19 protein-coding genes are annotated in these 24,950 nt (G+C 27.3%); 2 read left to right on the top strand and 17 right to left on the bottom strand.

All coding sequences use genetic code 4. The features are described from left to right. Positions 1–1,258 precede the first annotated feature (1,258 nt). From DA803_RS00650 to DA803_RS05935, 16 genes are all read right to left on the bottom strand, one after another. On the bottom strand, positions 1,259–2,134 hold the full coding sequence (locus DA803_RS00650; RefSeq protein WP_114190721.1) for a hypothetical protein: 876 nt from the start codon (positions 2,132–2,134) through the stop codon (positions 1,259–1,261). Positions 2,135–2,597: 463 nt separating this feature from the next. Further along, entirely contained in the window at positions 2,598–3,575 is a 978-nt protein-coding gene (locus DA803_RS00645) for a hypothetical protein (protein WP_114190720.1), read from the bottom strand. Between the two features lie 179 nt (positions 3,576–3,754). Continuing rightward, entirely contained in the window at positions 3,755–4,669 is a 915-nt protein-coding gene (locus DA803_RS00640) for an NAD(P)/FAD-dependent oxidoreductase (RefSeq protein ID WP_114190719.1), read from the bottom strand. A gap of 22 nt (positions 4,670–4,691) precedes the next feature. Beyond that, on the bottom strand, positions 4,692–5,633 hold the full coding sequence (lgt, locus tag DA803_RS05975; RefSeq protein WP_114190718.1) for a prolipoprotein diacylglyceryl transferase: 942 nt from the start codon (positions 5,631–5,633) through the stop codon (positions 4,692–4,694). Between the two features lie 59 nt (positions 5,634–5,692). Beyond that, positions 5,693–8,512 carry an excinuclease ABC subunit UvrA gene (uvrA, locus tag DA803_RS05970; protein ID WP_114190717.1) on the bottom strand — a complete coding sequence of 940 codons (2,820 nt, stop codon included), beginning with the start codon at positions 8,510–8,512 and terminating at the stop codon, positions 5,693–5,695. A 19-nt stretch (positions 8,513–8,531) separates the two neighbouring features. Further along, entirely contained in the window at positions 8,532–9,671 is a 1,140-nt protein-coding gene (locus DA803_RS05965; RefSeq protein ID WP_114190716.1) for a HipA family kinase, read from the bottom strand. A 5-nt stretch (positions 9,672–9,676) separates the two neighbouring features. Further along, positions 9,677–10,816: a hypothetical protein gene (locus DA803_RS05960; RefSeq protein WP_114190715.1), complete on the bottom strand. Its 1,140-nt coding sequence runs from the start codon at positions 10,814–10,816 to the stop codon at positions 9,677–9,679. Next, positions 10,816–11,709: an HAD-IIB family hydrolase gene (locus tag DA803_RS00615; RefSeq protein WP_114190714.1), complete on the bottom strand. Its 894-nt coding sequence runs from the start codon at positions 11,707–11,709 to the stop codon at positions 10,816–10,818. The genes DA803_RS05960 and DA803_RS00615 overlap by 1 nt, the downstream gene beginning before the upstream one ends. Before the next feature lie 2 nt (positions 11,710–11,711). Further along, positions 11,712–12,395, bottom strand: a complete 684-nt coding sequence (locus DA803_RS05955) for a hypothetical protein (protein WP_145960816.1) — start codon at positions 12,393–12,395, stop codon at positions 11,712–11,714. 213 nt (positions 12,396–12,608) lie between these two features. Next, a complete protein-coding gene (locus DA803_RS05950) occupies positions 12,609–13,523 on the bottom strand; it encodes a DHH family phosphoesterase (RefSeq protein WP_114190712.1) in 915 nt (304 codons plus the stop codon). Position 13,524: 1 nt separating this feature from the next. Further along, on the bottom strand, positions 13,525–15,696 hold the full coding sequence (locus DA803_RS05945; RefSeq protein ID WP_114191189.1) for a PhnE/PtxC family ABC transporter permease: 2,172 nt from the start codon (positions 15,694–15,696) through the stop codon (positions 13,525–13,527). Then, entirely contained in the window at positions 15,674–16,576 is a 903-nt protein-coding gene (phnC, locus tag DA803_RS05940) for a phosphonate ABC transporter ATP-binding protein (protein ID WP_114190711.1), read from the bottom strand. Before phnC ends, DA803_RS05945 begins: the two co-directional genes overlap by 23 nt. Positions 16,577–16,579: 3 nt before the next feature. Further along, positions 16,580–17,869, bottom strand: coding sequence for a PhnD/SsuA/transferrin family substrate-binding protein (locus DA803_RS00590; RefSeq protein ID WP_114190710.1), 1,290 nt, complete (start codon positions 17,867–17,869; stop codon positions 16,580–16,582). Between the two features lie 212 nt (positions 17,870–18,081). Continuing rightward, on the bottom strand, positions 18,082–19,275 hold the full coding sequence (gene tuf / locus DA803_RS00585) for an elongation factor Tu (RefSeq protein ID WP_114190709.1): 1,194 nt from the start codon (positions 19,273–19,275) through the stop codon (positions 18,082–18,084). Positions 19,276–20,078: 803 nt separating this feature from the next. Continuing rightward, complete coding sequence (locus tag DA803_RS00580) at positions 20,079–20,648, bottom strand: diadenylate cyclase (protein WP_114190708.1); 570 nt, start codon at positions 20,646–20,648, stop codon at positions 20,079–20,081. 4 nt (positions 20,649–20,652) lie between these two features. Then, positions 20,653–21,063, bottom strand: a complete 411-nt coding sequence (locus DA803_RS05935) for a hypothetical protein (protein ID WP_114190707.1) — start codon at positions 21,061–21,063, stop codon at positions 20,653–20,655. Positions 21,064–21,158: 95 nt separating this feature from the next. On the opposite strand from DA803_RS05935, the gene DA803_RS00570 reads away from it, so the two are divergent. Together DA803_RS00570 and metK are read left to right on the top strand one after the other, a co-directional pair. Next, entirely contained in the window at positions 21,159–22,352 is a 1,194-nt protein-coding gene (locus DA803_RS00570; RefSeq protein ID WP_114190706.1) for a phosphoglycerate kinase, read from the top strand. Between the two features lie 186 nt (positions 22,353–22,538). Then, a complete protein-coding gene (gene metK / locus DA803_RS00565) occupies positions 22,539–23,675 on the top strand; it encodes a methionine adenosyltransferase (protein WP_114190705.1) in 1,137 nt (378 codons plus the stop codon). 770 nt (positions 23,676–24,445) lie between these two features. Here the strand turns inward: metK and DA803_RS05930 are convergent. Then, the gene (locus tag DA803_RS05930; RefSeq protein ID WP_114190704.1) at positions 24,446–24,889 is read right to left on the bottom strand and encodes a transposase; all 444 of its coding nucleotides are present in this window, start codon (positions 24,887–24,889) and stop codon (positions 24,446–24,448) included. Positions 24,890–24,950 lie beyond the last annotated feature (61 nt).

Raw genomic sequence — 24,950 nt, 5'->3', positions numbered from 1 at the left:
AGCCATTTAATTGACTTAACTTATGTAAAACAATTTAAGTATTCACTTCACATTGTACAAAAATAGTGTGGGGTTTTATAATCTAATTTTTTTGTACTTTTTTCGGTTTAAAGCACTTTATTGTACTGCTATTTTCGCTATATATTATTTTGAGATTTGAGTTGTTGTATTTTATAAGGTCGATATTTCATTGTCACAGATTAACAAATAAATATTCTAATTTTCTATTTTTTAATGACATCTTTTAGTTGATATTGATTGCTGACAGTTATATTTTTCTAAAAAGTTTTTTAGATAATTATTTGCATACTTAATTTCACACTCAATATAAAAAAATAGTAAATAGTTTAATTTCTTTATAGCATTGTTAATCAAATTTATTGTATTTTCAGTAGTTCGTTTATCACTAAGATTTAAAGTAAAAATTAAATTTACGTGATGACCGCAACTACATGCAGACACTGTCATTTATTTAACCATTTAATATATTTAATATTTGCTTTTATACTTATTAAAATTGATAACATCAAAACCCTTAATTTTATTATCTATTTATGATTTGATGTATACCTTTTCTTTGACATATGCTTTTGATTGTATTTATAACTTCTATAACATTTACAAAATTTATACTTAATGAACTTCTGAGAAATATGCTTAAATTTAGTTTTCTTTTAATGTAGTTTTTCAGATATTTCAATGTTATTTATTCATTCGATGATTTCATAATACGTATTATTTTTTTATAAGCATATTGATAATAAATATTAAGTTTTAATTAATAAATATTTCTCTCAACCGATGCGATCTTAGTATTACTTTTTTCTTTTAGGTTTTATTCCTTATTTCTTCTAATTTTTTCTGAATAATTTTATCTATTTGTTCTTGAGTAAATCCACTTGCTTTTAGTGAATCAATAAGAACTTCAAAAATAAATTTAATTTCTTCGTTATTTAAATCACTAATTTTTTGATTTTTAGAAAAAGTTAATTTGCTTTTTGATAATTTTTTTTGGTTTTGGCTTTAAATTCATAACATTAGAATTATATATAATATACCAATTTTGACGGTAGTTTTCTCTGTATCTAACTAGCATATCAAGGCGATGATATTTATATTATATTAATCATCAATAATAAAATAAATTAAATCAATTTCAGACTGCTTTTTGCAATTAGTTTGTAGTATTTTGTTTTTTATTAAATGAAAAAACACTCCTCATCTTCGAGTGTTTAATTTATGTGACCTAATATCTCATTTAATTAACTTGATTTACTTTTTGAATTTCTTTTATATAATTATCAATTTTTGCGATTTCTTCTTCACCTAATTCAGATTTTTCATTCATTGTTTTTTGAATTGCTAAGAGGGTTTCGGCTATTTCATTTATTGGGTCCTTCAATTCATTTACAAGATATTCTATAAAAGATAACATTTTATAATTAATTTTACCCTTTGATTCATTCTTTAATTTATCTCAATATTTTAATAACATTTTGGCAGTTTTTTTCATGTTGTTCGATTCAGTATTGAACTCTTTAGAAAAATTAGAAAATTGACCACTGATTAATACTAAATAGCTATTATATGGTCTTCCGATATTGGTTATAGACTCCATATAATCTTTATCAATAAATTCTTTGATCGTATTATCCTTTATTTTATTTATCATTAAATTAATTAGTTGCAATCCTGAATTAATTTCTTTTTCATTTGAAGTTTTTTTATCTAATAAATCAATTAATATTGCTTTTGAATCATTAAGTGCTTTCAATAATTCTTCTTTATTAGGATCCATTCTAAAATAACCTACTTTTACTAAATTTAAAACATATAAATTTAAATAAATTATTTCATTTGAATATTTTTCTAAATCATTTTTCTTTTCAGGCGGAGTTGGGTTTGGTGTTTTATTTCCATCCATTTTATCTTTTTCTTGATCTGGTTTTTTTCCATCATTCATTTGGTTATTACCATTATCTGGTTTCTTGTTTTCATCCATTTGGCTATTACCTTGATCTGGTTTTTTATCTATTTCTTTGCCGTTGGTAGTTCCGCAAGCAGCAGCCACTAGTGGTAAAGTAAATATCACTCCAGGTAAAGCAATTCATCACTTAAAACTTTTCTTTTTCATAAATTATTCCTTTTTTTAACTTTTTATATGTAATATATTTTATTTTAAAAAATATATATTTCTTAAAACATATTGGGAATTCATTAATTTCAAATACATTTTAATTCTAAATCAATCTTATTATTAATAGAAAAGCTAAATTTTAACTCATATTTTTTTGTCTTTTTAGCAATGAACTTAGGTTGTTTTTAATCTTATATTTAACGAATGAATTAATAATTTTAATAAATTTAAATTTTTATCAATATTTTTACTTTTTCAAGTTTTTAGTATTTCATCTATGATATTTTATAATCCTTCTAATTAAGTGAATCATTCAACTATTTCATTTGCTCTGTATACCTTATTTTCAATTTTTTATATATTTTATCTAACAATAATTTTTATATTATGTTTTTATTGAGGCAACTTATTATTAAAATAAAAAATTGTAAATGAATGAAATAAATAAAAATCAAATCATTTATTTGGCTTGATTTAATTTCTTTATTTCTTCATCAATTTGCTTAATCTTGGTCGCATCTAGTTCAGTTTTTTTATCTATAGATTCCATAACTATTGGCAAAATCTTATCAACAATATCCTTATTTTTATTGTTTTTTATTTCGCTCAAAAGATATTCTAGAAAAATTATGGTTTTATAACTAATGCTATTTTTGGATTCCTCGTTTAATTTTTTTCAATATTCTAATAATAAATTTATATTCTTTGTTGAACCTTTAAAATCTAGTGCAAAATTAGAAAATTTAGCGCTAACTAATTTTAAATAATTGCTGTATTGACCATTAGAATCTCGTAATGATTGAACATAATCCTGTTGAATAAAATTTTTAATGGTGCCTTTTGCTAAATTATCTGTCATTGAGTCAATTAGTTGCAATCCCAAATTAATTTCTTTTTTATCTTTAATTTTTTTATCTAATAAATCAGTTAATATTGATTTTGAGTTATTAAGAACTTTTAATAACTTTTCTTCATTTTGGTCCATTAAAAATTCACCTATTTTTATAAAATTTAAAACATATAAATTTAAATAAATTATCTCATCTGAATATTTTTCTAAATCATTTTTCTTTTCAGGAGGGGTAGGTTTTGGTATCTTATTATCATCCATTTGACCATTATTTTGGTCAGGTTTATTATTTCCATCCATTTTATCTTTTTCTTGGTCTGGTTTTTTTCCATCATTCATTTGATTATTACCATTGTCTGGTTTTTTGTTCCCATTCATTTGACCATTACCTTGATCTGGTTTATTTTCATTATTCATTTGGTTATTACCATTGTCTGGTTTTTTGTTTTCGTCCATTTGACCATTACCTTGATCTGGTTTTCTATCCATTTCTTTGTTATTGGTGTTTCCACAGGCAGCGGCCACTAATGGTAAAGTAAATATCACTCCAGGTAAGGCAATTCATCACTTAAAATTCTTCTTTTTCATAAATTATTCCTTTTTATATATAGATAATTTTAATTTAAAAAAGTTTATATTTTGCAAAACATAGTTTGTAAATTATTTCATTTTAAAAATACATTTTTAAAATATTAATAAATGTAAAAAAAACAAGTTTATCTTGAAATGTTTGAGAACTTGTTTTTTAAAACATAATGATAATTGATTTAGTCCATATTTATTCTAGAACCAATAACCTTAGCGGCAATTGTTCCATCACTTGTTGCTGTAGTAATTTGGCGAATGTCTTTTTCAACAACATCGCCAATAGCAAAAATATTTTTTATTTTAGTTTCCATATTTTTATCAACTTGAATAAAACCACGACTATTCATTATTTCTTTATTAGTTATAAAGCTTGTTGCTGGTTTAAATCCTACATAAGGAAAGACACCTTTAATATCCATTTCTTGAACCTTTCCATCAATATTAGCTATTATAGATTCAACCTTATTATCACCTTTTAATTCAAGAATTTTTGAATTTTCATGAATAGTAATATTTTTGATTTTTTTAACATCATCAACTAATTTCTTTTCAGCAATTATTCCATCACGGACAAAAATGTGAACTTCAGAAGCAACCGATGCTAGAAATGGTGCTTCATCAAACGCTGAATTACCACCACCGATGATTGCACAAGGTTTGCTTAAATAAATTGCTCCATCACAAATAGCACAATAAGAAACTCCCCTACCATTAAATTTTTCAATATTGACAACATCTAATGGCACAACATTTTTCATTCCTGATGCAATAATAATAACTTTTGCTAAGTATTTATTGCCATTCTCTAACGTAACTTCTTTTTCATGATCACTAATATTTTCAATATGTGAAACATTACCAAAGATAAATTTTGCCTTATTTTCTCTAGCCTGCATTAGCATTCTATTCGAAAGCTCAACTCCAGATATTAAATCAAAACCTGGGTAATTTTCAATTTTTGATTGTTCTGGCATTTTTCCACCAGGTACTTTTCCCTCTATAAAGGCCACAGAAGCATTATTTCTTCCAAGATATATAGCAGCAGTTAATCCAGCAGGACCTGCTCCTATAATAATAACATCAAATTTTTCCATATAATTTTCAACCTTTTTATCACTATTCTACACTAGCAGTAGCAGCATCGTTTTGTGAATATTCTTTAAATGATTTAATTGTAGTTCTTTTTTTATTTTTTGGTTCATAAACTATAAAATAGAAATAACGGTGGGTTTTTTCATTTGCATAAACAGGAATCTTAAATACATTGTAATTTAATTTTATTACAAATTCAAATAATACAGTTAAAGCTAATCCAACAACAATATACAATGCTGAAATTACTTTATAAATACCATAACTTCCATCCCGTAATGGTTCCATTCCTGAACGTATAATTCCATAGTATAGAATGTATAGAGCTCCGGTTGTTCCTGGTCTTAAGAAGTTTCATTTGTTTAAAATTCAAACAAGAATTATATATGCAACTAAGTTCGCAATTGATTCATATAAAAATAATGGTAAACGGTATTGACCATTAATAAACATATGGTCTCTAATAATTTTAGGTAAAATTCTAAATGCTAATGAGCCTGGCTCCATAATTCCGCCAAATACTTCATGGTTTGCGAAATTTCCTCAACGACCTATCGCTTGTCCAATCAATACGGCTGGTAAAATAATTGAAAAGGCCTTTCTTAAATCAATTTTTTCACCTTTTTTTGAAAAAATTATGTACATAACACAACAAATAGTAGCAGTTGTTACTCCCCCGTGAATTGAAAGGCCACCCCTTCATACTGCAAAAGCATTATATCAAGGCCCATCAACTCATCTTCCGTGTTCAATTAACTGTTGAATTACAAAAACAGTTCTAGCGCCAGCTATTGCTGTTGGCAGTGCTATAAAAACTAGTATTGAGAATTTTTCAAACGAATATTTTTCTCGTCTTCAAAAATAGTAAACCGTTAATATAGACGCAAGCATACCCATCATGATTAATAATGAGTACACATTTAGCAAGCCAATTCTTAATTGAACGCCTGCAAAATCTTTTGGCATATTTTCTCCTTTTAAATTTATAATATTGGCCACTTAAATTATATAATTAATTCAAAAAACTAATTTAATATCATTTTTAAATAATTTCCTGTATATGATAATTCATTTTCAGCCACTTGTTCAGGGGTTCCTGAAGCGACAATTCTTCCTCCACCAGAACCACCATCAGGACCAAGATCAATTATATAATCAGCACATTTTATAACATCTAAATTATGCTCAATAACAATGACCGTGTCTCCATTATCAACAATACGATTCAAAACATTTAATAAATTTTGAACATCATATGGATGAAGACCAGTTGTTGGCTCGTCTAAAACATAGATAGATTTGCCAGTTGGTTTCTTTTGTAAATAAGTTGCTAATTTAACTCTTTGTGCTTCACCACCACTTAAGGTAACAGCATTTTGTCCTAACTTAATATAACCTAAACCAACGTCCATTAAAATCTGCAGTTTTTGTTTGATATTTGTTCTACTTTCAAAAAAGTTAAATGCCTGCTCAACAGTCATTTCAAGTACATCGTTAATGGTTTTATTATGATATTTTATTTCTAATGTTTCCAAATTATATCTTTTACCATCACAGTGATCACAAGTTACATAAACATCAGGGAGAAAATGCATTTCAATTTTTATAAGTCCATCACCTTGGCATTTATCACATCTACCGCCAGGAACATTGAATGAAAATCTCGAACGAGTATATCCACGAATTTTACTTTCTTCAACTAAAGCAAAAATGTCTCTAATATCATCAAATACGCTTGTATATGTAGCCGGATTAGATCTTGGAGTTCTCCCAATTGGATTTTGATCAATTTGAATTAATTTATCAATATTAATTTGTCCAGAAATTTTTTCTTCTCTTCGAATATCATAAGATGGATTGTTCAAATATTTATTTAAGTTAAATACTAATTCTTCATTTATTAAACTAGATTTACCAGAACCACTAACACCAGTGATTGCAATAAATTTACCTAATGGAAAAGTAGCAGTAATTTTATTTAAATTATTAGCTGTTGCATTCTTAATTTTTAAGACCTTCCCATTTCCTGATCGGCGAGATTTCGGAGTTTTAATCTTTAATGCTCCTGATAAATATTGGCCAGTGATACTGTTAGAATTTGCAATTATTTTATCAATGTTACCAGCCTCAACAATTTCACCCCCGTGCTCGCCTGCCTTAGGTCCAATATCAACAATAAAATCAGCTTCTCTAATAGTATCCTCATCATGTTCAACTACAATTAAGCTATTTCCTAAATCAACCATTTTTCTTAGTGATTTTAATAGTTTTTCATTATCTTTTTGATGCAAGCCTATTGATGGTTCATCAAGCACATATAAAACCCCTGTCAAATTTGCTCCAATTTGGGTGGCCAATCTAATTCTTTGGGCTTCTCCTCCACTTAATGTTTCAGCTTTTCGATTTAATGTTAAATACTGCAAACCAACATTAATCAAAAAATTAACTCGGTGTTTCAGTTCATTTAAAATTAATTGACTAATTTCCTTTTCAATAATATTTAGCTCTAGTGAATTTAAAATTACAAATAATTCTTCAATAGATTTATTACACATTTCATATATATCTAAATTAGCAATTTTAACTGCCAAAGCATGTTTGTTTAATCTTTTGGAATTACACAACGAGCATGAAACATCTCCCAAATATTTACCATAATATGTTCTAGCATCATTGGAATTCGTTTCTCAATACTTTCTCTCAATTTTGCTTACAACACCTTCAATATATTTATTTCTTTCAAAGCGATTACCACTTTCTGAAATCATTACATAATGAACTTCTTCTTGTGAACCATATTTAATAATATCTAACTCAAATTCACTAAATTCATTAATAGGTTTATCTTTGTCAATCTTATAAAATCGAAGCAAATTCTCAAATTCTTGTCATTCTAAATTTGAGGTATTCATAAAATTTTTGTAATATTTTAACGCTCCCTCATTTATTGATAAATTGTCATCAGGACATATTAAACGAAAATCTGCTTTTCTAATAACTCCTAGACCTTTACATTCAGGACACATTCCATTTGGTGAATTAAAGGAAAATAATCTAGGTTCAATCTTAGGCATATCAAAATCACCGTATTCACAACTATGATTTATTGAATACATATTTTTTTCTTTGCCCACTGCCTCAACTGTAACAATTCCGTGGCTATGTTCTAATGCCATTTCAATAGCTTCAGCTACTCGCGAACGAATATCATTTGACAAAACAATTCTATCAATAATTAGTTCAATAGTTCAATGTTGATTTTTGTTTAAATTAATTTCAGTATCCAAAGTTAAAATTTCATCATTTATTTTTACCCTTAAAAATCCTTCTCTTTTTAATTTTGCCAATAATGTTTGATGTGACCCTTTTTGATTAATAACTAGTGGTGATAAAATATAAATTTTTTCACCTTCAGGATATTTGTAGATACTTTCTAGTATATCTTTTGATTTTTGAGCAGTTATTTCAATTTTATGTTTAGGACAATATGGTTTACCTATTCGTGCATATAATAAACGAAGGTAATCATATATTTCGGTGACTGTTCCAACAATACTTCGAGGGTTATTATGCGTAGTTTTTTGCTCAATAGAAATCGCTGGACTTAACCCTTCAATGCTTTCTACATCTGGCTTTCTTGCTCCACCTAAAAATTGCTTAGCATAATTTGATAAACTGTCAACATATCTTCTTCGTCCTTCTTCATATATTGTATTAAAGGCAAGTGAACTTTTGCCAGAACCACTTAAGCCAGTAAATACAACAAATTTATTTCTAGGAATTTCTAAACTAATATTTTTTAAATTGTTTTCTTTTGCACCCTTAATTACAATTTTTTCATTCATATCTTAATTTCTAGCAAAGTTAAATATCTTTACTATTACTCCCTTCTAAAATTTTTTTAAGCTTTTTAGTTTGATTTTTAATTATTGCTTTTATAAATTTTATATATTTTTTATCTTTAACATAACTAGTATTTTTAAATTTGAATTTTTCTAATTTTTCAACTCAAACTTTATGTCGAGGTTTAGCAAATTTTTCCAGTTGTAAATCAAATGATTCATAAAATGAGGTTAATCTCTTGGAATAATTTTCTAATTGTTGTTTACCAATTTTGTTTTGATAAATCGGAAAATCATATGCTAAACTTTTATTAAAATCAAAAATAGGAGCAGGTCCAACAAATTTTTTAGACTCAGCATTGTATAAAAGACCGAAGTTTCCTAAATTACGATCAGCGTTAAAAATTAAAGCATCAAAAACCATCAAATCTTCGTAATTATTCTCACCATATAATTCAATTAAATGTTTTTCAATATTTTCGTGACTAAATATTAGTTGTGAAAAAGAAAAATAATTAATTGTACTAGAACAAAAATTATGAGATTTTGTTAATAGTTGATTTTCAAAATTAAAAAAATCATATTTAACAGCATTTGAAAGCAAAAGTTCGCCTATTTGTGAAGCAAAATATTCTGAAAAATTATTATAAAGTGGCTTATTAAAAAACATAATTGGAGATTTTAATAAATAAATTTGATTATTTTCCTGATATCATGACTTTAATGCTTCACCATTGGTAAATCAATCAGGCGACCAGTAATTTAAGGGATTGAATATTGTAGCATCATCATTTAATATTTTTGGAAATAATTCATTTCTAAAATGGTCAAAATAATTAATATCACTTCACTTTAGATTAGATTCTTCAGAACATATCCATAAGCAATTATTTAAATTTAAACCTAATAATTTATCATAAAATTCAAATTTGTCAGTGACATTTTTATGTAGTTTCAAATAATTTGATCTAGTTTTTGGAATAAAATTATGAAACAACAAAAAATCCTTTAAATCCTCTTGCGAGAATTCTCGAAGATTTTTAGGAATAAAGGCATATTCATTAATAATGTTTGTTATTTTTATTTTTTTATTATAGTAATCATAAATAAATTCCAAACAAACTTCATCTTTATATTTTAAATAGTATTTTTTATCATTCATTTTAATTAGTTAATTTCAGATTCGTTTTTTTCATTTTTAGTTTTTGTCTCTGATTCCAAAGTTGATTTAGACTCCTCTTTTATTTCAGTTTTTACATTAATTTTTGTCTCTGGTTTATTTTTAACATTTTTATTCATGATTTTATGTAAGGCATCCATAAGTGATTTCTCCATATTATTTGGAGTGTCAAATGATGGAAGTGTAAATGATTTAAATTCTTCAAAAGTTTTTTTGAAATAATCTTCCATTTCCGAATCACTTATTCCCATAGACTTAGCAGCATTGTATAAATCACCAACCATTTTTTCTAATGAACCCATTGGATCTTCAAAAATATTTTTATCATTAAACATATTTTCAAATTCATTTTCATTTTTATGTTCTTGATTCTTAACTTGTTTATTTTGTGGAGTTTCATAGTAGTATTTTTCTGAATCTTCAACATCTTTAAATCAAAGATTGTCATCTAAATCAGTTCGATATTCAATTGGAAAAATTAAATCACCAATCTGATGATCATTTACAGTTTCAAGGAAATTATCGAAATTTTCAATTTTACCAATTCTCGGCAACTTAGCTGGGATATCACTTTTTTTCTTGTTAAATTTAGTTAATAGTATGTCAGCATATTCATTTTCTAAATTAATGTTATCTTTATTAAATTCGATGCCAGCAATTCAAAAATATGTTGTAATATGATCGTAAATTTCTTTAATATTGCCTTTGAATAAACTCGCTGAAATATTTAATGAAAAAATGTTCCCATTTTTAAGAATAACGTTGTATCTAAAATCGTCAACATTTTTTTCTGCTATAAATTTAAATATTAAAATTAAAGGTTCATATTCATAAATAAAACTATAATCACCATAATTTTCAAATGAAACATTTTTATTAAACATAACAATTTTTTGTTTGCCAATTGAAAATCAACTCTCCAATTTCATTTTATTCAATCCAAAAACAAAATCCAAGAAATTAGCCAAATCAGTAAAAGTAAGATTATCACTTAATACCATTTCCAAATCGCTTTTAAATTTAAAAGCCGGTTTAACATCAACAATACTAAAATCAAATGGGTCAATTACCTTATTTCCATTTGATATTTTTAGTAAATAATTTTTTCCTAATCTATTTGTAATCATTATTTATCTCCCTTGCTATTACTAAAATTATGTAACATATATTTTTTAACTATATTTTTTAAACGATATAGATAATCCAATATCGCTTCACCTAACCCATTCTGTTCAACAGCACTAGTAAAAAAGTGAGCTATATTTAATAATTTTTGAGAAGAATTAGCCATTGCATATGAATAATTAGTTATTGGCATCATTGATAGATCATTATTGCTATCGCCAATAGTCATAATATCTTTAATTTCCGCTTTTGAATAAATATTTTCCATCATTCATTTAATGGCAAATCCTTTGTTAACATTTTTTGGTGAAATTTCCACATTAGATGAAGTTTGAACCATAGAAACTGTATCGATTGCTTTGATATGTTCATATATATTTTTCGCATATGATTCATCTTCTGTGCTTTCAGTTGAATAAAATTCAATTTTCACTGGTTCAATAAATTCATTGTTATAAAGTTTAGGGGTGTTATTTAATTTTTCTTCAGTAATAAAATGGTAAGTAGATATTTTTTTCACAACCGAAAAATCATCAAACAAATAGTAATAATTTTTATTATCCCAAAATAAAACTTGACATTTTATTTTTTTAGCTAACTCAATTAATTTTGTTAAAGAATCAAATGAAATAGTTCATGATTTCACAATTTGTTTTGAGTTAATATCATATATTTGTGCACCAGATGATCCAATTAAATATTGGGCGTTTAAGGCTGCGCATAATGATAGCATTCGCTCTTCAACTGGATTCCCCGTGCAAATATTAAAATCAGCACCATTTTCAATAGCAAAATTAACATCTTCTATAGTGTTTGTTTGCAAATTAAAATCACTATAAATTGTTCCATCCACGTCTGAAAATATTATTGGTTTTTTATTATTTGTATTCTTCATTGTTATCTCCTTTTTTGTTTTCTTTTTTTAATTTGAATTGCAACAACTATATAAATTATGACCGCAATTATAGCAAGTGGCGGAATAATATATGATAGTAATTCAAACGTTGTCAATTCTTTTGATTTTTCCTTAATTTCCAAATTAAATAATCCAAGAGATAAAAATATGCTTTTATTATCATAGTATTTAACTAAAAAATAATCACGATTATTAAAATTCTTAACTCTTTCATACTCTGAAATTGGAATCAAACTAATATTTAGTAAAATGTTAAGATTTTGTTTTGCTACTCTTAATCTAATTTTGAAATTTCTATTAAAAAAATTTAATAAGTTATTATCTTGAATTTTTTTATAGAAACCCTTATTTTTATTAAAAATGAATTCTTCGTCAATTTCTTTAGCTAAATTAAAGTCATCAGCTCCAAAATTTCATTTTTTTAAATATGTATCATAATATTCATCTTGTTTAAAATTCGATAACTCTTGTGGAAATTTTTGAATATCCAAATCCGATAACGCAATTTCATTAAACCATTTAATAATTTGTTGGTATTTATCTCGATTTTCGTTAGGAATAGAAACCATATTTGGATCTTTGGCACAAGATACCACTATTGGTGTTACAGCAGTAATTGTCGTTGCCGTCATAATTCCTAAAAGAAGCTTATTTTTTCTTATCATAATTATCTTAATATTTTACTAGATAAGAATTTAATAATAAAGATATTTGTGAAAATTAAACAATATATTATCTTTTAAATTATTATTTAACCTTAAAAATTTCATATTTTTTAAGATGTTTTTGGAATTTAAAAAATATGGAATTTAATAATAAAAGATGCAAACTTATAAATTTGCATCTAAAATTTTTGAACGTTGCTTACTACTTGTTATTTATTTCTTTAAATTAATGTAATTTATAACTTCTTCAATTTTTTCCAAATTTTCAATAATGAAACCTGATGAATTAAAGTGACCACCGCCACCGAAATGCTTAGCAATTTCAGAAACATTAATATATGATTTTGAACGAATTGAACATCTAACATTTCCATCTTCTTTTCTCAGAAAGGCAATGGTAACTTCTGTGTTACTTAAATCAGTTACCCTAGCAACAAGTGGTCTAACGACATCATTTTTGACAACTTGGTCTAATATTGTATATGTTACAATTCCTTTTTCTTGCATATTTTTAATTGCTTTAAGAATTTGACTATTCTCTTGTTCATTTGGATGCATTGCCATTAACAATTTATTGTAGTTTAATCCTTTTTCAAGTAAAAATCCGATATTATAAAATGTTTCTTCACTTATATTTCTTTCTTTGAAATATTCAGTATCAGTAATAATTGACATAGCTAATCCTTCTAAACATTTTTCATTAACTTTTAGATTTAAGGCTTTTACTAAATTAACAATTAACTGCCCTGTCGCTGGCCAGTTATCACCACCAATTTCAAAAAGTCATTTATTTTCATGAGGATGATGGTCTAATTTTAGTGATTCTTCTGTAATTACACGTTGGTCAAAAATTCTTGATTTAGTTGAAGTATCAACAACTATTTTTAAAGATTTACTAAAAAATTCATCATCAACTAAAGCAATTGGCTCATCGATAATAAATTGTAAATTTCTTGGATAATCACCACCTGAGATTTTTACTTCTTTAACATCACTATTTAATTTTATTAACTCTTTTAAGGCAATAGCACAGCCTAAAGTGTCTCCATCTGGTTCAATATGTGTACATAAAGTAATATACTTTGAAGATTGTACATAACTTCAAAATTTTTCAAATTGTTCTTTCATTTTATACTCCTGAGAATGATTCAATATATTTATCACAAGCAATATTTGCTGATTTCAAAGCAATTTTATGGCGCTTAATAAACTGAATTTTTTTTACTTCAGTTGAAATACTTGCTTTTGTTTGTTTATAAACATCGCTTTTAATTTTTTTAAGATTGTTCGCGAGTTCATGGTATTTCTGCTTAAAGATAGAATTTAATTCCTTTTTTTGAAGCAGAATGGAATGATAATTTTGTATGTTTTGGTATTGATTTTTATTAAAATCCTCTATAAATTTTAGTTTATCGTAATTAAATTTAGCAATTAAATATCTAGCATATTTTATATCATGTACAAAATTTTCTTCAGTGATTTGATTAACTGCTAAGGCTTTTAAGAAAGTAACTTTATTGATGCGTTGAGTAATTCAAGAATTTTCTGCAAAGAAATATCCTTTGATTAATTTATTTCGAATTAGATTTGAAATTTGTTCAATAATTAAAACGATAACAATTGTAAAAATCAAATATGAACTTAGTTTATCTCAGTCTTGAAATTGAGCTGAATAAATTGAGATTTGAAAACCAAAATTACTTGCTCCGACGGCACCAATAACAACTGTTGATTTAAAATTAAGTTCAGCACGATATAAGAAATTCGATAATGCTTGTGGTAAGATTGCCTTAACTACACCATAGTAAACTTTTTGAAACCAAGATGATCCAAGTGAATCAAGGGATTGGAAAACCTTATTCGGAATTTTTTCAACTGATTCCATAACTAATTTTCCCAACATTCCAATTGAATGTATTCCTAGAGCTAAAACGCCAGCAAAAATTTTTGAATCCTTAGAAAGAATTAGAAATAGTAGTGCAAAAGTAAATGGTGGAATTGCCCGAATAGTAATAATAATTAATTTAAAAGGATATGCAAAATATTTATTGACATTTTTAGAGGCTAAGATCCCAAAAATAAATGCTAGGATAAAACCAATTAATGTTGCCGCAAAAGCTACTAATAGCGCTTCAAAACCTAAAACAACTGGATTGGTTTTGGAATTAGTTCAAGTTTGAAAAAGTGTTCAATCAGGATTAAATAGTTTCGAAATACCCGTTTTAAATTGACTTATCTTAATGGAATTACCAATTGCTCAATTAACTTGAACCAATGAAGCACATATCAACGCTAACAAGGCTATTCCAAAAACAATTTTTCAAATGTAAATTTTTGGTTTTTGTTTTTTAAGTGATTTAAGTTTATCTTCATATGATAATTGTTCGTCAATGTTAGGGTGTTTAGCCGAAAATTCTAGAAAATATTTTTTAATTAGATAATTAATAAATTCTAATATAATCATGAAAGAAACTAAAATTCATATCACAATTGACATATGAGAATAATTATTGATTGTAGCATAATTATCAGCTAATAATTCACCGATTGTCGATATCCCAACAATTGATAGAATAGCTGCGAATCTTACCACCATTTCAAATGAATAGAATCCATATGAAAAGATCCGTTTAATTAAATATGGGAAGATTGACACTTTGAAAGCAATAACTTTACCGTTCCCAATTGATTGAATACCTGTATAAGCCGAAACATCATAGGTATCCAAATCCTCATACAATCATTTTGACATAATTGAGGTTACAAAGATGGCAATTGAAAGTGTTGCTGCCAAACTTGATGAAAATAGAAATCAAAAAATGAAAGCAAAGACAATTGGTGGAACAGCTCTAATTACTGACATAATAAAACGAAAAGGATAATAAACGTATTTATTTTTAATAAAGTTTTTTGAACTAAGTAGTGAAACGGGAATTGAAATGGCAATTCCTAAAATTGTTCCTAGAATCGAATAGGAAACTGTCCGCCACAATAGTTGAAGCGATTTTACAAACGTTTGATAAGGTGTAATTTTTGTTGAGCCAATTTCAATAACCTTATTTACTTCGAAAAAATTTCCAATTGATTTTCAAAAAATTGTTCAATTTTGAAAATCCGGTTTAATTAGACTGATAATTAAAGCAATTAAGACTAAAACAATTAAACTTCAAAAAATTCTATTTCATGGAAATTTCTTGGTTACTTTCTGACCATTAATATCAATAAATTTAGGTTGAAAATAATTAACAAATTTCTCAAAATTAAGTGAAGTTTTATACTTAATTTTTTGATTGTTTTTCATTCATACCTCTTGATAATTTTTTAATTTTTTTCATAATTTCACTATGAATTATTTTTCTTTTTCGCTCATTTTCGGTAAATTGTTCTTTATCAAATTGTTCTAATTTATTACCATAAATTTCTTTTAATTTACTTAAATTAACTTTATCCCAAGTGTCATTGAAAATAATTTTTCCCTTTTTAACACCAATAATTCGATCAGCATATTGCAACGCTAAATCAACATGGTGTAAATTTGCTAAAATAGTGATTTTATCATGCTTATTTGCGACTAGAAAACCATCCATAACGTTTTTCGCCATGATTGGATCAAGAGCACCGACTGGTTCATCAGCCAAGATAATTTTTGGTTTCTGAGCTAGTGTTCTTGCTAATGCTACCCGCTGCATTTGTCCACCACTTAAATTATTTGCTAAATCATAAGCATTTTCTAGAATGTTTACTCGAGCTAAAGATTCATAGGCAATGTCAACATCTTTTTTGGCATACATTCCAAACAAAGCTCTAAATCAATTCATTTGTGGTAAACGTGCAGCCAAAACATTTTGAAGAACTGAGACATTTTCAATTAAATTGTAGTTTTGAAAAATCATTCCAATTTTTGTACGAAACAAACGAAGGGCTTTCCCTTTTAACGTGTTAACATTATACGGTCCAACTTTTAAAGTTCCTGATGAAATTGAATTGATTTTATTCACTGTTTTAATTAATGTAGTTTTACCAGCTCCAGACAAACCGATGATTGCAACAAATTCGCCCTGTTTAATTGTTAAATTGATATCGGTTAATCCTTTTGTACCATTAGGATAAATTTTTCCAACACCATCTCACACTATATCCCAATTTTCCATATTTTCTTTAGTTGTTATTTTTTTATTCATAAGCTATTTTAAAAATGATTCAAACCCTTCAAAATGTTTTTTAAATCATTGCTCCGGATAGGTAAAAGAGGCTGACGATGTTGTTGATGTGTAACCGTAGATTATGTCCCCTTTAACATCGCTTCAATTTAATTTTCAATTTGACCCTTGTTCTGTTAATGCCTTTTCAATTTTCTTGTAAATCTCTGAGTCTTTATTAGCGAAAATATATGCACGGTAATATCCAACTTTTGGTAATTTTTTTTCTTGTGCTAAAGCATCAACGGCACTCTTAAGTTCTTGTGGATATCCATCTACTGTTGCAGTTGGGTTTTTAGTTGGGTCGCTATTAATATAAATTGCTCTGTCTTTATTGTTGGCATTAAAAACTTTATAACTGTTAATCGCTTCGATAAGTAATTTTTCGTCATTAGAAGTAAATTTTGGTGTTGAAGGATTAGATGTCGAAATATATGGATCTATAATTTGAACATCCCGTCCAGCTTGTAAAATGAAACTAGAATTTCCTGAATGTTGCGCTCAAGTATCAACTGGTAAAAATGCCAAATCATATGAACCTGACGCAAGTGATTCTGCTGCCGCATTGTAATCTGTTGCAACGGTAATATCAAAATTTAGTTTTAATGTGTTGTTAAAATATGCTTGCAATTTTCCGGTTGCTTGAGATACTAAAGTAGCATCTGAAGATGGAATGAAGGCAACTTTAATTCTTTTTGCGTTCGCTTTTTGAACAATTTGATTATCCTTGATTTCTAAATAGTCACTTCCTTCAGTTAAGGCTTTTGGATAAGCCTTTTTCTTATTTCCAACTGAGTTATATGAAATTTCACTATCTAAAGCAACTTTTGAATAACCGTCGTGGTTATAAATTTTGAAAATACTGCTAATTTTTCCTTTATTTTCATAAGTTAATGAACTAACTTTATTTTCTTTAGCTTGTTTTTCAGCTTCTTCAATTGTCTTAATAAATAATTCTTGAAGAGCTTCAATATCACCTTTTTTTAGTCCATCACGTGCTTGAATTCCATCATTTGAAATGTAATCAGTTGCACCAACTGCTACAAGGTCTTTTTCGAATTCACCAGCATAAAATCTTGCATCAGCTCAAGCTCCTGCTAATGATATCGACTTATTAGCTAATTTTGTCATTGAATCTGAATATCCTGATGTTCTAATCACGAAATTTTCTGATTCTGTTGTACAACTAATTGCTACTAGTGGAATTGTTGTTGACATAACTGATATAGCAAAAAATCCAGATGCTATAAATCTTTTATTTTTCTTAATCTTCATAACCGCTTCCTTTTCGAGTTTTTATTTTCTTGCCAAAATTATAATAAAAAAAAATTTTTCTTAAAGATAATTTTTTCATGTTTTTAACAAAAAAAGTGGTATGAAAAAATAGTAAGAAAATTATACACAATAAAAATCAATTTAAAAATTTTTACTACTAAAATTTAGAAAAAAAATACCGCAATATGTTGCGATATTTTAAAAGAGTAAAATTATTTAATAATTTTGGTTACTGATCCAGCTCCAACAGTTCTTCCGCCTTCACGGATTGAGAACTTGGTTCCTTCTTCAACAGCGATTGGAGCTATTAAAGTAACATTTAATTCAACGTTATCTCCTGGCATAACCATTTCACGTCCAGGTTTAAATTGAACTCCACCAGTAACGTCTGTTGTACGGAAGTAGAATTGAGGTTTATAGTTTTGGAAGAATGGTGTGTGACGTCCACCTTCTTCTTTTTTAAGAACATAAACTGTAGCTTCAAATTCGGTATGTGGAACGATTGTTTTTGGTTTAGCTAAAACTTGTCCACGTTCAATTTCGCTTCTTTCAACACCACGTAGTAATAAACCAGCATTATCTCCAGCACGAGCTTCTTTTAGGTTCTTACGGAACATTTCAATTCCGGTAACAACAGTTTTCTTGGTTGGGTGTAATCCAACAATTTCAACTTCTTCGTTTAATTGTAGAACTCCACGTTCAACTCTACCTGTTGCAACTGTTCCTCTACCAGTAATAGTAAATACGTCTTCGATAGCCATTAAAAATGGTTTATCTGTTTCTCTTTTTGGTTCATCGATGTATTCATCAATACTATTCATTAATTCCATAATTTGTTCTTCGTATTGTGCATCGCCTTCTAAAGCTTTTAGAGCAGAACCAGCAATAACTGGAGCATTGTCACCATCAAAACCATATTCTGATAGTAATCCACGGATGTCTAGATCTACTAGTCCAACCATTTCTTCTCTTTCATCTTCTTTAAACATATCAATTTTGTTTAAGAAAACAACGATTTTTGGAACACCAACTTGTTTTGCAAGAAGAATGTGTTCACGAGTTTGTGGCATAGGTCCATCTGTTGCGGCAACAACAAGGATTGCTCCATCCATTTGAGCGGCACCAGTAATCATGTTTTTAACATAGTCAGCGTGACCTGGACAGTCAACGTGAGCATAGTGACGTTTTTCTGTTTGATATTCAATGTGTGAAGTATTAATTGTAATTCCACGTGCTTTTTCTTCTGGAGCATTATCGATAGAAGCATAGTCTCTAGCTTCTGATAAACCTTTTTTAGATAAAACTGTAGCAATAGCAGCTGTTAAAGTAGTTTTACCGTGATCGACGTGTCCAATTGTACCAATATTTACGTGTGGTTTTGAACGGTCGAAATCTAATTTTGCCATATTATTCCTTTCATTTCTAATGTTATTTTTAGTAATAATTTTTATTAAGATTTTATATCTTAGATTAAACGCGTTTAACCAACCTAAAGCATAGCCTTCCATCTATGTCCTGTCCAATTGCGCTCTAAATATAATAATAGCAATATTAATTTTAACAAAAAAAAATTTTTTAAGCAATTAATAATAACTAATTAATAATTTTATTCTAATTAATTTTTGCAAAAACAAAAATATTGATTTAATTATCTTAATATAAATTTAATTATAAACAAAAAAAATAAGGTTACCCTTACTTTTCTTACAATAAATAAATAGAACGGTAGCAATAGTCATTACCTAAATTATCATTATTGAGTAAAAACTACTCGTTAAACAAACAAGGAAATAGGATGTAATAAAAAAGGTAAAAAGGATAATTTACACTGGAATATTAGTTTAGTATTATGTTTAAAATTATTATTTTTTAATAAAACCAAAATTTAAAATAAAAGGACAACATTACATTATGTTTAAAAATTTTTAGTTAAAACAAACTCTGTATAAAAATGAACAAAAACAATAATTAACAATTTATAAATGTTAAATGGATGAGAACATAAAAAAAACAGATATTAAAAACAGTATAAGTCGATAAATTTAGGACTAAAATTATTTTTACAAGTAATGACTTTTGCTAATACAAGAAATCATAAAATATATCACAAACTTAAGAAATACATAATGCTCAATATTCATTAATATCTTGCTCTACTATTATAATCCTAAAATATTAAATTTTAATAAAATTTATCTTTTTTGTGTGTTTATTCTGAATCTTTAAAAATATCAACTAATGATTCTTGTAGATTACTAATTGGAATTGGTGTAAATAATCCGTTTCTAGCTAGGGTTACACCACCATTTTCTTCACTAACAACAATAGTTATCGCATCACACAATTCACTAATTCCCATAGCTGCTCTATGTCTTGCGCCGTAACGGTTGTCAATCGACTTCTTAGTAATTTTGTAGTATGTAGCAGCATAATAAATTTTATTATTTCGAATAATGATAGCACCATCATGCAATGGACTGTGTTTGTTAAAAATCGAAATAATCAAAGATGAAGAAATATTGGCATCAACAATTACTCCATCTGTTCTTAGCAAATCAAGATTATCTTTATTTTCAATTGTAATAATTGCCCCAGTTTTGTTTTTTGATAAATATTCAATAGCTTCTTTTAATTGGTAAATAATACGAATTTTTGTCGATTCACCTAATGATTTTTTAGCAGTCTTATTTTTATTTAAAGACTTTATTAAAATAACGATGTAATTTGTAGCAATAATAATTGCAATTAAAATTACAATAACTAAAACAGCAATAACCATAAGTTTAGAACCATCTATTCAAGCCGACAATGATAAGTAGCATAAGAATAACTATAGCAGCAATTCCGAAAATGATAAAAATTCGAGTTCTTACTGATAGTGGGCGAGCTTTTTGTGCTAAAGGTGAATCTGATCATTGCTTAAAATCGACATAGTTTTCATATTTCGAAGTAATTTTATATTGTCGTTTTGATATAACTTTTCTAATTGATTCGTTTTTTTCATCCATAATTTTCATTCAACGAATTTTTTGAAAAATTGCATATAATTCTGCCTCTGAATAATCTTTTGAGAATTTTGCATTCTTTTTAAAGGCATGAAATTCATTTATTAAAAGCGACAAGCTATCTTTTTCGGGATCATATGATAATGTTCTTGTATCTTTTTGTTTTTGTGCATTTAATATTTTTGCCATGTTATCTCCATATGTTAATTATAATACTCCTACAAACTAAAAAAACAACATAATTAGTTTATAATTAATACAATTATATTAGATAAGGGAGAAATATGAAAAAAACTATTAAAGACATCGAATTAAAAAATAGAAAAGTTATTTTAAGAGTTGATTTTAATGTTCCAATTATGAATGGTGAAATCACAAATACAAAAAGAATTGAAGCAGCATTACCAACAATTAAATATCTTTTAGAACAACAAGCTGCGATTATTATTTTATCTCACCTAGGTAGAATTAAAACTGAGGAAGACAAAAAAAATAAATCATTGGAGATTGTTGCTAAAAAATTATCTGAATTAATTAATAAAGATGTAACTTTTATTAATGAAACTCGGAGCGAAAAAGTAACTGAAGCTGCCCAAAATTTAGAAATTGGACAAATCTTAATGCTAGAAAATACTCGGTTTGAAGATTTAAATAATCAAGCTGAATCTAAAAATAGTGAAGAATTAGCTAAGTATTGAGCAAGCTTGGGAGATGTGTTTGTAAATGATGCATTTGGAACATCACACCGTGCTCATGCTTCAACTTATGGAATTGCTCAATTTGTCAAAGAATCAGCATTGGGTTTTTTAATGAACGATGAAGTTATGCACCTTGAAAAAATTATCCACGGTTTTAAACGACCATTTGTTGCAATTATTGGGGGAGCAAAAGTTAGTGATAAAATCAAAGTTCTAGAAAAATTATTTGAAGTTGCTGACAGAGTATTGGTTGTTGGGGCTATGGCATACACTTTTAATAAGGCTCTTGGTTTTAAAGTGGGAACTTCATTATATGAAGAAGACAAAGTTGAAATCGCTAAAAAATATTTAGATGAATATAAAGATAAAATTGTCTTACCAATTGACAATGCCTATGTTGATGAATATGCTGACAAAATGCCACAATATACATCATCAAAAGACACAAATATTCCTGATGGTTTCATGGGACTAGACATTGGTCCTGAGAGTGTAGAAGAATTCGCCAAAATTATTTCTTCAGCTAAAACAATTTTTTGAAATGGACCAGCCGGAGTTACTGAATTCAAAAATTTTGAAGCCGGAACCAAAGGAATTGCTATTGCTATTGCTAAAAATCAAGACGCATATTCAGTTGTTGGTGGGGGAGATTCAATTGCCGCAATTAAGAAATTGGGATATGAAGATAAATTTTCATTCATTTCAACTGGTGGCGGAGCTTCAATTGAATTTGTACAAGGCAATAAACTTCCTGGAATTGAAATAATTCAAGATAAATAATTTACATTTTAAAAGATTAGATATAATTATAACTAATGCATATAGAGTTGCTCAGCTTAACAAGCGATGAGGCATGCCAACCTGCTAATTATGTAAGGTGGACTGTGAGGGATTTTTAATCTAACATGTATATTAGTTTGATTTAATAAAACCTTTCTCAGCTCTTATGCTAGAAAGGTTTTTTATATGAAAAGAATTTTAACATCTGAAAGCGTTGGTGCTGGCCACCCTGATAAAATTTGTGACCAAATAAGTGACGCAATATTAGATGGATTACTAAAAAAAGATCCTCATGCTAGAGTTGCTTGTGATGTTTTGGCAAATAATGACGTAATATACATAGGCGGTCAAATTACTACATCATCATATGTAGATACAATTAAGGAAACTTGAAAAATTTTAAAACCACTTGGATATAAAGAAAGTGATTTTACTATTATTAATAAAATTTATCCACAAAGTGCTGATATTGCCATGGGAGTCAATCAATCAGAAAATCATGAGCTTGGAGCCGGAGATCAAGGAATACTTTTTGGTTATGCAACTAATGAAAATAAATATTTTATGCCATGACCTATTGTTTTAAGTCATGAACTTGTTAAACGCGCTGAAAAACTTCGAAGAGGCAAAAGTTTTTTATATGCTAAGAGTGATATGAAAAGTCAGGTAACTGTTGAATATGATGATGAAAATAACACTATTAAAGTTATAAAGGTATTAATGTCAATTCAACATCAAGAAGATTACCAAGAAGAAAAGTTTAAGAAATTTATTAAAGAACAAATCATTGATGTTGTTTTAAAAGAAAATAATTTTAATCTAGATTATGAAATTTTAATAAATCCAACTGGTAGATTTGTAATTGGCGGTCCGGTTGGTGATACTGGATTAACCGGAAGAAAAATTATTGTTGATACATACGGTGGTTTTGCTCATCATGGTGGAGGCGCTTTCTCTGGTAAGGATCCAACAAAGATTGATCGTTCTGCTGCATATATGGCACGATATATTGCTAAAAATATTGTTGCTTCTGGAATTGCTAAAAAATGCGAAATTCAACTTTCATATGCCATCGGTTTACCAAGACCACAATCAATTTATGTCAATACTTTTAACAGCTCAAAATTTTCTGAACCCGAAATTATTAATATGATTAATAACTTGTTTGATTTAAGTGTGTCAGGAATTATAAAAACTCTAGATTTACTAAGACCAATTTATCTTCAAACGGCTACATTTGGACATTTTGGACGAAATGATTTAGATCTGCCATGAGAGAAACTAAATAAAATTGTTGATATACAAAATTATTTTAAAAATTAGTATATTTTTATTAAATAAAAAAATGGCTAACATATAAACATGGACAATAAAACTTAACATTCTTTATTATTAAACATCTAGCATATTGCTGTGGTGTTTTTCAATTTAAATTTGATTGCATTCTATTATTGTTATAGCATAAAACATATTCGTTAATTTTTTCATTTAAATCGTTTAATAATTCAGTTTTAATTATTTCAAATCAGTATTCAATTTCTCTATTATCCAGGAATTTCCTATTGTTGATAGTGAAACTGTTCTCTAAAAATTACTAATATTTTCGATGTAATTGGTATGTGTGTGCTGGAATCCATGGTCAAAATAAATAATAAAATTTTTTTGATTTTGCTTTTTGATATCTTGTACATTTTCTAAAATAAAATTCATATCATTTGATTTATTTAATCATGCCCAATGATTTTTTAGTTTTATGGCTAATAATTACAGATAAGAAAACGTGGTTATTATTAACATCTTTTGGAGCATTGATATATGAAACATCGGTGGCATAAATATTCCTATTATCAACATCATTTTAATCTCTTTAAACAATGTTTTGGATCTTACTTTTTGTATCTTTGATTTCTTTAGTTTTTTTGCTTTTGTCTGACTTTGCATCTAAGATCTAATTGCGCTAAATATCACCTCAAAGTACAATCGTTTATACATTTTTAAGCATTTTCATACTTAATTTTTTTGCCAAATCTTGCTTTATTTTCATTAAATGTTTGAATGATAATTTCTGAATTTAAAATGGCACTTTAGAGATTTTATGTAGTTTTATTAGCAGATATGGTTTGTCTAGAAAAGTAAAAAACAGGGAATATGTTTAGGTTTTTAGCTTCGTTTTTATTCCCTTTTTTGGAATTTTCTTTAGTTATTTCATAATATCTTTTAGCTATTTCAATTAAATCTTTTCTACTAAAAATATCCCTATCTAATTCCCTTTGCTTCTTGGGCCTTCCAGGTGCGCCATTTCCTTTTTTTCTATTAGTGCTCCCTCTTATTTGCGTGCCTAAATTATAATTCTTAATTATTTTTATAATTCTACCCGACAAAGAATTTCTTTTTGTGAATTGAGTATCCGGTGAAATAATATAAAAAACTCTTGATGCTTTTCATATTCAACCTTCTTTGAAGGCTTGATATATTAAACTTCCATTTTTAAATGTTTTGGCATAATTTTCCTCTTTAATTTTTTTATAGCCACACATTGCTTAATAGTAGTGTACAAAAAAATTAACACTTCCGATAAATGTTAATTTTTAGTGTCTG

Source organism: [Mycoplasma] phocae (assembly GCF_003332325.1).
Classification (GTDB): Bacteria; Bacillota_I; Bacilli_A; order Mycoplasmatales; family Metamycoplasmataceae; genus Metamycoplasma; species Metamycoplasma phocae.
Note: the sequence above shows the minus strand (reverse complement) of the source record. Positions and strands in the feature narration are given on the sequence as shown.